Annotated in this window: 10 protein-coding genes; 7 read left to right on the top strand and 3 right to left on the bottom strand. The window is 45.1% G+C overall.

Annotated elements, in window-relative coordinates:
* Positions 1-337 precede the first annotated feature (337 nt).
* The 3 genes from OZ401_RS15505 to OZ401_RS15495 form a co-directional block, all read right to left on the bottom strand.
* Complete coding sequence (locus tag OZ401_RS15505; protein ID WP_341471366.1) at positions 338-763, bottom strand: Hpt domain-containing protein; 426 nt, start codon at positions 761-763, stop codon at positions 338-340.
* Positions 764-1,212: 449 nt separating this feature from the next.
* Complete coding sequence (locus tag OZ401_RS15500; protein WP_341471365.1) at positions 1,213-2,313, bottom strand: hybrid sensor histidine kinase/response regulator; 1,101 nt, start codon at positions 2,311-2,313, stop codon at positions 1,213-1,215.
* An 11-nt stretch (positions 2,314-2,324) separates the two neighbouring features.
* Positions 2,325-3,452, bottom strand: a complete 1,128-nt coding sequence (locus OZ401_RS15495) for a hybrid sensor histidine kinase/response regulator (RefSeq protein WP_341471364.1) — start codon at positions 3,450-3,452, stop codon at positions 2,325-2,327.
* Between the two features lie 295 nt (positions 3,453-3,747).
* On the opposite strand from OZ401_RS15495, the gene OZ401_RS15490 reads away from it, so the two are divergent.
* Genes OZ401_RS15490 through cheB form a run of 7 tightly spaced genes read left to right on the top strand, consistent with a single transcriptional unit; the run spans position 3,748 to position 11,667 of the window.
* Positions 3,748-4,134, top strand: coding sequence for a response regulator transcription factor (locus tag OZ401_RS15490; RefSeq protein ID WP_341471363.1), 387 nt, complete (start codon positions 3,748-3,750; stop codon positions 4,132-4,134).
* Complete coding sequence (locus tag OZ401_RS15485; RefSeq protein WP_341471362.1) at positions 4,127-4,588, top strand: chemotaxis protein CheW; 462 nt, start codon at positions 4,127-4,129, stop codon at positions 4,586-4,588. The genes OZ401_RS15490 and OZ401_RS15485 overlap by 8 nt, the downstream gene beginning before the upstream one ends.
* Before the next feature lie 17 nt (positions 4,589-4,605).
* Positions 4,606-5,916, top strand: a complete 1,311-nt coding sequence (locus OZ401_RS15480) for a CheR family methyltransferase (RefSeq protein ID WP_341471361.1) — start codon at positions 4,606-4,608, stop codon at positions 5,914-5,916.
* Between the two features lie 21 nt (positions 5,917-5,937).
* On the top strand, positions 5,938-6,582 hold the full coding sequence (locus OZ401_RS15475; RefSeq protein WP_341471360.1) for a chemotaxis protein CheW: 645 nt from the start codon (positions 5,938-5,940) through the stop codon (positions 6,580-6,582).
* A 46-nt stretch (positions 6,583-6,628) separates the two neighbouring features.
* Entirely contained in the window at positions 6,629-8,278 is a 1,650-nt protein-coding gene (locus OZ401_RS15470) for a methyl-accepting chemotaxis protein (protein ID WP_341471359.1), read from the top strand.
* A 35-nt stretch (positions 8,279-8,313) separates the two neighbouring features.
* Positions 8,314-10,632 carry a hybrid sensor histidine kinase/response regulator gene (locus OZ401_RS15465; RefSeq protein ID WP_341471358.1) on the top strand — a complete coding sequence of 773 codons (2,319 nt, stop codon included), beginning with the start codon at positions 8,314-8,316 and terminating at the stop codon, positions 10,630-10,632.
* 3 nt (positions 10,633-10,635) lie between these two features.
* Complete coding sequence (cheB, locus tag OZ401_RS15460; RefSeq protein ID WP_341471357.1) at positions 10,636-11,667, top strand: chemotaxis-specific protein-glutamate methyltransferase CheB; 1,032 nt, start codon at positions 10,636-10,638, stop codon at positions 11,665-11,667.
* The last annotated feature ends 358 nt before the right edge of the window (positions 11,668-12,025 follow it).

Raw genomic sequence — 12,025 nt, 5'->3', positions numbered from 1 at the left:
AACAGTCGGTGGGGAGGGGCTAACGTAGATAGAAGCAATGGGCTGTTTCACTCCCTCGGCGTTATAATTTTTCAAAATCCAGGCCCTGACCCCTTGACAATTTAACTCATCGGTACACGTATCCTGTTCCTAGGTGATATTGGGCACCAACCCGGTAAAACTAGCATTGGTGGTGAGGATTTCTAAAAATTGATATAGATGTTCAGAAAAGGTTTTTGAAAAATACGGCGATGGTTAAGCACAAAACCTGCCAGAAGATTCCAAAACCAAACCTGAAGATCTATAGCTTAGCATCTCTTTTTGCTCAAAAGTTTGTGATTTTTCCTTAGCGTCGCTTTTACCCGAAAGATTGTAAGTATCCCAAAATAGGCATCAGGTTATTTACTTCCAAAACGTCTTTCACTCTTTCAAATTCCAGTTTTAGGCGGTTACAGATCGGCTCAATTCCGGTTAAATCCCCGGCACTTAGCTGGTTTTCAATCTCGGTACATTGCGCAATAACCGCAAGCGCCCCGACATTCCCGGAACTACCCTTGATGGTATGTATATTAAACTTAAGGGCTTTGGCATCATGCTCTATCAAATTATGATCTATCTCTTTGAGTAACTTTGCCGTGTCTTCCAAATATAGCTCGACAATTGATAGTACAAATTCTTCGCTACCGTCTGCCAGTTTTAACAAATTTGATAGCATGGTGAAATCCATATTGGTATTGCTGCTATCTGTCACCGCCGCGTTCACATTTAATTTATTCTCGTCCATTTTTTACACTCTCTTAGTGAGGCTATGTGCTATTAACCGGTTAGTGCTAAGACCATAGTTGACAACTTAAGGTTCCACTGAAGTTGTCAAGCTGATTACGATGATACTCAAAGTGGTCAATCTTCGGTAAAAATAATTGTTTGGCAACAAAAAGCCTGTATTTTGTCCGAGTAGTAATTGCCAAAGCAGTCACATTTGAGAAACTTAAGAACATATCAGCCAAAATTGGTATGAAATTCAGGTTCTGGTGCATTTTGCGTGAATCGGTGGAAAGGGTAAGGGTAGTGTGAACTAATATTAGTTAAATACGCTACTAACTTGGAAAATTTTCATACCCTGTGCACCAGAACCGAAATTCGGCTAAATATTCCTGATTTTGTACTTGACAAGTCCGTCAAATCCTTAAGTTGTCACCTATGTGCTAAGACGAATACTCCACCGGAGGATTATTAAAGCGGCAACCGGGCTGCTACCACAGTTTGCCTTCCTGAAAGGTAGTCTATAATCAGATCCCCGTTGTAAAGTTCGAGAATGCGTTTGACTACTGTTAAGCCCAGACATTTTGCATCATCAGAGTCTTTAAAAATGCCGCCGCCTGAAAATTTGGTTGAGATTTCTCGATCAAACTCTTTACCGTAGTTATAAACTGCGAAAATATAACGGTCGCGCCGCTGGTTGTAACCGCTCACCACTGTAATTGCGGAACCTGCTCTGGAGAACTTAAAGGCATTTTCTACCAGTTCCTCTGCGATTCTCTTTAGATGTTCTTCCGAGATATGCACCGCCGCCGGGTTTAACTGCAAGTCAAGGTCGGTCATGCGGTGGTGCTGGCGCGCCTTTTCCTTCAGCATCGTTGTGAACCTGCCGTTGACCGCCGCCATAGTGACTTCATTAATTTGCAGGCTGCGCAATAAATTGACTTTTGCAGGCTCTTTTGCCAGCAGTTCAAGTTTGGAAATCAGCAAACGGTTCTGGATCATACGATTCAGGCGGGTGGCGGTACGATTAATGTTTTGACCCAACTCTTCCAACTGACCAGCCTTCATCGTATCGGCGTGCTTGATCAAAATCTCAGAAGACATCATAATCACCGAGAGCGGTTCAACGAATTCTTCGGGTAAACTGTCACTTAATTTGCCGAGCAATTCTTTAAACTGCTTTTGATTGGCTTCGCTGATGGCGGCTTGCTTGTTCAAGCGCGTTTGGATTGCGCGTAGTAATTCATCGCTATCTACCGGTTTGGTGAGATAATCATCTGCTCCCAGATTCATGCCCTGCCGCAGGTGATCCTTGTCGACCATTGCTGTCAGAAAAATAAAAGGGATTAGCTGCGTTTCTGGTGTTTTCCGCAACTCTTCCAGCACTCCGTAGCCGTCCAATACGGGCATGGTGATGTCGCAAATAATCAAATCCGGCAGTTTGAGGCGGGCAGTAGTAACCCCAACCGCGCCGTTTTCGGCAGCGGTGGTTTCAAAACCCTCCGCCTCCAGCAAATCCAGAATATCGTCCCGGATTGCCTCTTCGTCTTCAATTACCAGAATTCTTGTCATAAATATACTTTCTAACCTTGCGCTACCACCGCCGGGCTTGAAGCAGGGATACGCGGCAGTGTCACAATAAAGGTAGTGCCAACCCCTACCTGACTTTCCAGCGTAATGCTGCCCTGATGCAAATCCACACAACGTTTCACAATTGAAAGACCAAGACCGGTACCGGAGATATTGCCGACATTTTTTGCGCGGTGGAAACTCTCAAACATGCGCACCTGATCCGCTTCCGGTATTCCAATTCCCTGATCTATTACTTTCAGCACCACATTATCGCGCTGATAATCGAGCGCAAGCGTAACCTTTCCGGCTTGTGGCGTATATTTGATGGCATTAGAAAGCAGGTTGCCGAGGATATGGTGCAGTAATTTTTTATCACCGCTGAAATCGTTGTAATTGACGGCGTGCTTTAGTTCCAATTGCAGGCTGTATTGTGCCCCCGCTCTTTCCTGAAATTCCTCGATTAAATCGCGGCAGTATTCGCTCAAATCCAACGGCTCAGCTAAGAAATCGAGCTTGCCTGCCTCAGCCTTACCCACCAGCAAAACCTCATCCAGCAGTTCTATCATGCTCTTTACCGAATCTTCGATGCGCACCTGATGTTTCAATTTTTTATCGGCGCTGGCGGTTGTTTCGTAACGTTGCAAATACTGTGCCGAAAATAAAATACTGCTAAGCGGTGTTCGGAACTCATGACTGACAATTGAAACAAACTCGTTTTTTAGTTGATTTAATCGCTTTAGTTCTTCGGCTTGTTGTGCTAGCTTGCGGTGTAGTTCAGTAATCCGCGCGGCTACATGGAGTCGAATCTTTAATTCTTCAGCATCGAGCGGTTTAGCTAAATAATCGTCTGCCCCTGCATTAATACCGTCCAACAACTGGCTTTTGTTATCCATCGAAGTGAGGAAAATGAAATAGGTATAAATGCTTCGGGGTAAAGAGCGGACGCGTGTGCAAAGCTCGATGCCGTCTATTCCCGGCATCATTCTGTCGCTGATAATTACATCTACCTCGTTGCCCTGAAACAACTCCCAGGCGGTAAAGCCGTTATCTGCTTCATAAATCTGGTGTCCGGCTTTTTGTAGGACAGTTTTAAGTATCAGGCGTGAGACATTATTATCTTCAGCGATAAGAACACGCATATTAGTTCCTTTGCCTTCTCTGGATTAATGCCTGTATTTCTAGGTTGCTTGTTATTGAGCAGTATGTAAATCAGATTATCGCAGCCGAGTGAGTGCGGCTGATAATGAAACCCATATTCAATATTATTTTATCATTTAACACAAGAGTTATTTGATATTTAATCAATATTATTAAATTATTTTTATAAATATGTGAAATTATTTTTATATATTATTTACATATATAATATACTAATAGTGAGGACAGGCTCAATTTCAAGAACGCTGGCATATATCGAAAGGCTCGTACCGAATTATGCTAAATATTCTACTCATTGATGATAGTTCTTTCTTCCTGAAACTGGCGGGAATGCAATTTGTACCTCCTACCTACTCGCTTGATACCGAAACGAGCGGTAGCGCTGGGCTGGAAAAAGCCTTGAATTCTCAATATGACCTAGTTATTACCGACCTAAATTTGCCCGACCTGAACGGTCTCGAATTGATTCGGAAGTTGCACGCACATAATCAGGACCTGCCGATAATTTTGAACACTACCAAAGATAGCCTTGAAGCTCTCAATATAGCCGATCTGGATAGTAAAGTATATTTATGTGACAAGCAACTCACCACCCTTGTGGCGAGGGTTGGAGCAATAATGGCGCAGCAAAAGCGGAATCGTAAAAATAAAACCGATGCTTAATTTGATGACTTTTGAAATTGGGAATAAATTTTACGCTCTCGAAACGGGGATTCTGGTGGAAATCATTCAAGCAGTGCAAATTACCAATGTGCCGGGTTCGAGCGAATCGATTTGTGGCGTTATCAACTATCGTGGAAACTTGCTCCCGGTCATTAGCGGCAGCAAGGTACTTGGCGTAGATTTCGGGATCCCCTTGATCCAACAACATATGCTGATTTTAAGTAACGGTACAGATTTAATTGTACCGCAGCTTTGCCTGCTAGTAGATCAGGTGCTAAAGTTCGAAAGCCCTAATGAAGTTAAAAATATCTCAGAGGTGATAACAGATACGCAGGATAACGAAATTATTGAGTTTATCGCAAAACTGGAGATTGGACTCGTGCCTGTTCTGAATAATGCAGCATTGATAAGAAGATTCAATACTAATGCTTTTACTAATATGACCGCAAATTGACGAATTGACAAATTGATATGAAGCTGAACAACGAACAAGTAAAAGCTCTGGTAAACATAATTAGGCATTATACCGGCTTTAAATTCCCGGATGGTCTAAATGCCGAGTTACTCTCGCACCTTGAGAGCGGTTTTGCGCATATAAATAAAGACCCTGAAGAATTGATTGGGCTGGTCGAGCGTTTTTCATTTAACCCTTCCAGAGTGCTGGAACTGATTCAGCCGATTCTGGATGAAGTGCTTATCGGCGAAACCTACTTCTTCCGGGATTATGAAGCTTATGATCTGCTGGCGGCAGAGGTATTGCCGGAACTGGTCAAGCAGTTTGGCTCGTATAAGCGTAGCCTGCGAGTTTGGAGCGCCGGTTGTTCCAGCGGCGAAGAAGCGTACTCCCTCTCTATTTTTCTCAATAAATATTTCGCGGGCAAGGATTGGCAAATAGATATTCTGGGCACCGATTTAAACAAAAGCCGTTTGGAAAAGGCGCGGCAGGCAGTGTATGGCTTGAATAGTTTCAGGCATCAAAGCAGATTCAAGGAGGCTTTTACCCCGGTAGAAGGCAGGGGAAATTTACAGGTTAAAGAAGAATACAGGCGCAATGTGCAGTTTAAATTCCTTAACCTGCTGGAAAACACTTCCCAACCCCTAAAAACTGACCTTTACATGTACGACCTCATTTTTTGTAGGAATGTATTTATCTATTTTGATCAAAAAACTATCAAAGCGGTAGCAAAACGGTTGTACCAGACCCTTGCGCCGGGCGGTTTTTTGGTAATCACCCCAAGCGAATATTCAAAAGAACTTTTCGCAGATTTTGAGATAATCGATACGGTAAACTACAGAATTTTACGCCGCCCACTGCTGGTTAAAAATGAATTTCCGGTTTCGCCCAAAATTTCGCACATAAAGGCGGAAAAGGTGCAGGCACATATGAGCATTAACCCTACTTCGCAGCCTGAAATAATTTCTGAAATCAGCCCTTTTGAAGAAAAGCTGGTAAAAGACCCGCTGAACTCCGCGCTATATTTGCACCTTGTCGCTTTGTATCAGGAGCAAAACGCCCCCGTCAAAGCGCTGGAAATGGCGAGAAAGTACGTATATCTGGAACCGCACAAACCGGAAGGCTATTTTTACCTTATCAACCTTGAAGCACAAGCCGGAAATAAACAACGTCAGGCGCGCGCTTACAACCGCATAATTTCTATCCTCGAAAATTCAAATCCTGCCGAGCACAGCCCTAATCTGCCCAGTATTACCTACGGTGAACTGCTGAATCTGGTACGCGCGGGGTTAAAAGAAATTCAGTATCAGACGGAGTTTGAAAATTAATAGATACAGGTTATAGAAATCATGAATCCCAATCTAAATTCAATCGCCGCTACCCAATACCGTTTGCAGCAATATCTTGCGCAACATAATTCACGAAAGTTGGATTCAACCGCGCCTGAGGTTGAGGCTAAGCTGACCGATGCAGAACAAGTAGAGAAAACACTATTAGAGCGCGCCCGCGAGATAGCCAAAGCCATTGATCTCCCCTATTCTGACCAGAACAAATATATGCTGGTCATTTTGAACCAGGCTCATTGCCGAATCGGTATAAATGTATTGGAAGTAAAGGCAATAATCCCGCTCGAATCGCTCACCATCGTACCCGGTGTGCCCGCCCATATCGCAGGTGTTATCAATATGCGCGGGAAAATTCTAACGCTGGTAAATCTTGAGAAATTTATTCAAAAGAAGGCTGTTTCCCAGCCTGATAATTATGACAGGGATTGTACGGTAGTTATAACTGAAATATCGGGGATGGAATTTGGTTTGTTATCTTATGGATACCCGCTGATTAGCCACTACAGCCCGGATAATTTTACGCAGGCGCTTGATATGATTTTGGACTACCATAATGAATATATCTCAGGGATTGATCTGACCGGGATTATACGGGTAGATTTGCTGGCAATTACTAACAGTAATACCTTTACAGTTAATCAAAATTAGTGGGGATTTCAAAAGGTCGGCAGACACTAAAAAGAAGGATAAAAGGATGTTAAACCACCGCTCACTTACAATCAAGAAAAAATTCGGGCTGTCAGGTTTTGTCATTCTAACCTTGGTTATCTTGATAGGAACGCTGGCTATCATCGGCACCAGTGCCATGAAAGATAATCTGGACAAGTTGAATAGCGAGCAAATTACCAGCCTGAACCTGCTTAATGCCAGCCTTGAAAGCTTGCAATCGGTACGGGTAGCCGTCAGGCAAGCAATGCTTGAACCGAATCAGATTAAAGTTCAAGTTTTACTCAATAGTACTAAGAAGGATTTGCAGGATTTCTCCGCCAGTTGGGAAGCATACAAAAAATTCTCTATAAGCGCAGATTACCGGATTGTGATAATGGAAGTTGATAAAGAGTGGCTGAGTTGGAGCGGCTTTGAGCAGGAGTTGATAACTCTGATTTCAAGTAATGACCCCACCTCCAAACAAAAGGCTATTCAAGCCATCAGCATGACAAACCAGAGCGATTCTATTATAGACTTGCTGAACAAGTTAAATTTTAACGAGCAACAAGAAGGACAGCAGATTTTGGCGCAAGGGCGAGATTTATACTCAAACCTGTTTTGGTCTATTCTGGGTGGTTCGTCGCTGCTGGTAGTAATTATCCTGCTGGTGGGCTACATGCTCTCCAATTCGATTGTGCGCTCTATCAAAAGGTTGCGCTTGGTCACTAAAGCAGTGCTGGCGGGCGACCTCACCCAGACCATTGAGTCCAATCGTGGCGACGAAATCGGCGACCTCGCGCGCGATTTCAAGGAGATGGTGAATAATTTAATACAGCTTAACCTTGAAATCAATAAATCCGGCAGTGAACTGAAAATCTCGGCGGAACAATTGGCTGAGTTGGTCAACTTGCAAAATTCAGGCGCAACTGAACAGTCCGCCGCTATTCATGAAACCGCCTCAACTGTAAACGAAGTAAGGGCGACCATTGAACAGACCAGCAAACGGGCAATGGCGATTTCGGAAAGCGCTCAACAATTTTCGGTGGTAGCGGAAGATGGGCAGAAGGTGGTGGCAGATACCATCGAAGGCATGAGCCAAATCAAAGAGAAAGTGCAGATTATTGCCGAGAATATTCTTGTGCTTTCGGAACAAACCCAGCAAATTGGCGAGATTATCACCACTGTGAATGACCTCGCCGAGCAATCCAACTTGCTGGCTTTGAACGCAACCGTAGAAGCCGCGCGCGCCGGAGAACACGGCAGGGGCTTTTCGGTGGTGGCTAACGAGATTCGGGTGCTGGCGGAACGCTCTAAACAGGCAACCGCGCAAATTCGTACCATCCTGTTCGACATTCAGAAAGCTACCAATGCAGTGGTAATGGTTACCGAAGAAGGCACCAAAGGGGTAGAAAACGGGGTTAAACTTGCCAATCGCACTGGAGGAGCTATTAGCCAGTTGAATGAAGTTTTGAAAGAAAACATCGGCAACACCCAACAGATACAGGTGATGGTACAGCAACAAACAATTGGGATTGAACAAATTTCGCAAGCGATCTTCAATATCAATGAAGTCACTACTCAGGGTGCAGTCGGTACGCGCCAGATTCAACAAAGCGTGGAAAGCCTCAAACTTATTGCGACCCGCTTTAATGCGCTCAACCAACGCTTCAACCTGTCTAACGGTTATTATCAATAGCAACACAGGGCATGCTAAGTACAAGCAGGTGGTAAATGTCGTTTGAAGCAGAGTTGCAAAAATCCATGCAGGAGAATTTTCGCCAGGAAATGAACGAGCGCATCCTGGCTATTTCCCAGCATCTAAGCTCTTTAGAAGAATCCTTCCAGGCTCCCACTTCTCTATCTGAGGGGCTGCCAGCCGAGTCTTATAAAGCTTTGCTACGCGAACTGCACAACCTGAAAGGCGCTGCCAGAGTTCTTTCCTATACCCAAATCGAACAACTGACCCATGCCCTTGAAGCGCTGCTGCTGCCTTTCAAAGCTGCCGCTTCCAAACCGGATTTTTCTATGGATGGTTGGTCGTGGGCGATAGATCGCCTTTACGATGGGGTGAACTGGCTCGACCAACTGCTCAACCGCCTTACGCTGGGGCAACCGCCTGAAATCAACACCTTGCTGGATTTCATTGCCGAGCTTGAGCAGAATAAAAAGCCCGGAGATGCGAAAAAGGAGAGCAAGAACGGCGCAACTTCTCCAGAACAAATCAAGGCTGAGACCACCAAAAGCGTAGCCCGCCCGGTTACAACGGCGGTTGGGGTGGATACCTCCATCCAGATTAACGGCGCAAAACTGGATGATTTACTGGCGGTTTCAACCGAACTATTGGTAGCGCATCTGCGCGTCAGTAATCACCAGCAAGACCTTGCCGAAATAAAAAATCAACTACGCAACTGGTCAAAACTATGGCGCGGTATGCGCGGGGCATATACACGCACGCTTCAGGGTCACTCGACCAGCCCTGCCAAAAAAGAAGAAGACCTTTTAAATCTGCTGCACTTCCTTGAACAAAACCAGCAGCAACTTAAGGAACTGGAAACTCGCGTTAACAATTTCAGCGAGCATTTTGAGCGCAGTGTGGATCACCTCGCCCAAACTTCCCGGCAAATCCAGTTTGAAACTCGCCGCTTGCGCCTTGTCCCGCTAAACCTACTGGTGGAAGAGTTAGAAAGAGTGATAAGGCAGCTTTCGCACTCTCTTGGAAAGCAAGCTTATCTGGTGGTTAGCGGGGCGGAACTGGAGTTGGATAAAAAACTTTTGGGTGAGCTGCGGGTGGTGCTGTTGCACCTGATCCGCAACGCGCTGGATCACGGAATTGAAAGCCCTTCGCAGCGCATCTTCAAGGGCAAATCGCCCGAAGGACAATTAAAGCTGGTATTTCGGCAGCAAGGGCACCGGATCGAGTTTGAGCTTAGCGATGACGGCGCGGGCATTGATAGAGAACAGATAAAGCAGGTCGCCGTCAAACGTGGTTTGATAACTCAGGAGGAAATCGACACCCTGAGCGATAATGAGATTATTCGGTTCATTTTTAACTCCGGCTTTTCCACCAGAAGCACTGCAAACGAGATTTCAGGGCGTGGGGTGGGCATGGATGTGGTGCAAGAAATTGCCACCCATCTGTCGGGAAGCATTGATGTGGAAAGCGAGAAGGATAAAGGCACGAGCTTTATTTTCTCGATTCCAAATTTCCTGTTTACTACCGAGGGGATTTTGGCTAAATCCGGCGAGCAACTTTTTATTTTCCCGGTTGACAGCGTGGTTCATGCTTACCGGGTCAGCGATGTAAATCTGGTTAATATAGGCAGCCGCCAATATTTATTGTATAGTGGGATAAAAGTTCCCGTAATTTCTATGGCGCAAGTACTGGGTTTAAAAAGCAGCGGTAAAAATAATATTATTCTGGTACTATATAATCGGAATCATTATGGCGCAATTTATCTGGACGACTTGTTGGGAAATCAGGAAGTGGTGGTTAAAAACTTCAGCAAGCCTTTAATGCAAGTGCGATATATGGCAGGAGCTACCGTTCTGCCCGATAAAACCGTTGCCCTGATTGTAAATACCGCCGACCTAATGAAGATTTTTATGGAGGATGATTTAGCGCCTGCCGTCTCGCTTAAGGCTAATGCACCGGAGACACAGGAGCCAAAAGTTGCCAGCCAATTTCAAAAAAACCATATTTTAGTGGTGGATGACTCGATTACCACCCGCACCCTTGAAAAAAATATCCTTGAGGTGGCAGGCTTTTCTGTACAAACTGCCCGCGATGGGCTAGAAGCGCTGGAATTTCTCAAGCATGACCATTTTGACCTAGTTATCACCGATGTTGAGATGCCGATAATGGACGGTTACCAACTCACGCGCGAAATTAAACAAAACCCGCATCTGGCAGAACTGCCAGTAGTAGTGGTTACATCTCTGGGATCAGACGAAGATAAAGCCAAAGGATTGCAAGCCGGAGCAGATGCTTATATTGTTAAAAACAGCTTTGACCAGCAGAGTTTACTTACTACCATCAGGCAGTTGGTGTAAAAAATGATCAAGGTATTGCTTTGTGATGATTCGCCTGTATTTTGCCGCTACATGTTTGAAATATTCAAAACCGACCCCCAATTATTTGTGGTAGGGGTAGCGGGCAACGGTCAGGAAGCCATACAACTCAACCAGAAATTCCATCCTGATATTATCGTGATGGATATTCAGATGCCGATAATGGATGGTATAGAAGCCACCCGCTCAATTATGTCCGATATGCCAGTTCCAATTGTCATTTTATCTGGGCTGCTGCAAGAAGAGGTCAATTTGGGGATGCTTGCACTGGAAGCAGGCGCTTTAACGGTAGTGCCAAAATCGGGAGCATTAAGCGGGACGGGCGCGGAAAATGCCGCCCGGATATTGATTAACACTGTAAAGTTAATGTCCGAGGTCAAAGTTGTCAGGCGTAACCTGCTAAATCGCATCAATACTAACCAGTTGAACTTTAGTGTCCCAAAACCGGGTAACAAACCCCCCGGCTTGATTGCTATAGCGGGCAGTACCGGGGGGCCTCCGGCGCTTCAAAAAATCTTGAAAGCCCTGCCGCCCAATTTTAAAATACCCATCCTGATTACCCAGCACATTCTGCCCGGCTTCCTCGAACAATTGGTGGTGTGGTTGCGCCAAACCACCGGGCGAGATATTGCATGCGTCCGTAACGGCGCATTCCTAGAGTTTAATTCCGGAAAAATCTGGTTTGCCCCGGATAATGCCCATCTGGTTTTGAATCCTGGTTTTAAACTTACGTTGGACGAATCCCCCGGTCTTAATGCGCACAAACCTTCCGCAGACGTGATGTTTGAATCCGTTGCCAGAACCGCCAGGGCAGATGCGCTTGGCATAATTCTGACCGGAATGGGGAATGACGGCGCGCGCGGTTTGAAAAAGCTGCATGATGCGGGTGCAGTTACGGTAGCGCAGGATGAATCCACTTCGGTTGTTTTTGGTATGCCCAAAGCTGCCATAGACCTGAAAGCTGCTACCCTGGTACTTTCGCTAGAGCAAATCTCATCATATTTAAAACATCTTTAACATACAACACCTAGCAGCTTGTCGGAGTAATCGAAATGCCTACCACTTATAGACAAGTCTGCTAGAATTTTACTATCAGTGGTAGTGTCTACGCCAAAATAAGGCTTTCTCCGACAAACTTCTAGGAACAGGATACGTGTCCAATGTGTTAAATTGTCAAGGGGTTTGATACCTTTGACGTTCTTGTGAAAATAGCCACCTACCAGTAGGTGGAGAGTGGTATTCGATTAGTAATTAAGAAAAGATCAGGGTCTGCGTAAAATTTAGTGGTAACGCGGGAAAAATGTAGTAGACAGGACTAGATCGGATACTAGCGACTTAACTGACAAGAGGGGTAGTAACCGCCTGACTTCTGGTG

This window comes from Candidatus Chlorohelix allophototropha (assembly GCF_030389965.1).
GTDB classification, from domain to species: domain Bacteria; phylum Chloroflexota; class Chloroflexia; order Chloroheliales; family Chloroheliaceae; genus Chlorohelix; species Chlorohelix allophototropha.
Note: the sequence above shows the minus strand (reverse complement) of the source record. Positions and strands in the feature narration are given on the sequence as shown.

Excerpts from the sequence above, each read along its gene's own strand:
- OZ401_RS15505 (WP_341471366.1), bottom strand. The coding sequence starts at position 763 with ATGGACGAGAATAAATTAAATGTGAACGCGGCGGTGACAGATAGCAGC.
- OZ401_RS15465 (WP_341471358.1), top strand. The coding sequence starts at position 8,314 with ATGTCGTTTGAAGCAGAGTTGCAAAAATCCATGCAGGAGAATTTTCGC.
- OZ401_RS15485 (WP_341471362.1), top strand. The coding sequence starts at position 4,127 with ATGCTTAATTTGATGACTTTTGAAATTGGGAATAAATTTTACGCTCTC.
- cheB (WP_341471357.1), top strand. The coding sequence starts at position 10,636 with ATGATCAAGGTATTGCTTTGTGATGATTCGCCTGTATTTTGCCGCTAC.
- OZ401_RS15475 (WP_341471360.1), top strand. The coding sequence starts at position 5,938 with ATGAATCCCAATCTAAATTCAATCGCCGCTACCCAATACCGTTTGCAG.
- OZ401_RS15495 (WP_341471364.1), bottom strand. The coding sequence starts at position 3,452 with ATGCGTGTTCTTATCGCTGAAGATAATAATGTCTCACGCCTGATACTT.
- OZ401_RS15480 (WP_341471361.1), top strand. The coding sequence starts at position 4,606 with ATGAAGCTGAACAACGAACAAGTAAAAGCTCTGGTAAACATAATTAGG.
- OZ401_RS15500 (WP_341471365.1), bottom strand. The coding sequence starts at position 2,313 with ATGACAAGAATTCTGGTAATTGAAGACGAAGAGGCAATCCGGGACGAT.
- OZ401_RS15470 (WP_341471359.1), top strand. The coding sequence starts at position 6,629 with ATGTTAAACCACCGCTCACTTACAATCAAGAAAAAATTCGGGCTGTCA.
- OZ401_RS15490 (WP_341471363.1), top strand. The coding sequence starts at position 3,748 with ATGCTAAATATTCTACTCATTGATGATAGTTCTTTCTTCCTGAAACTG.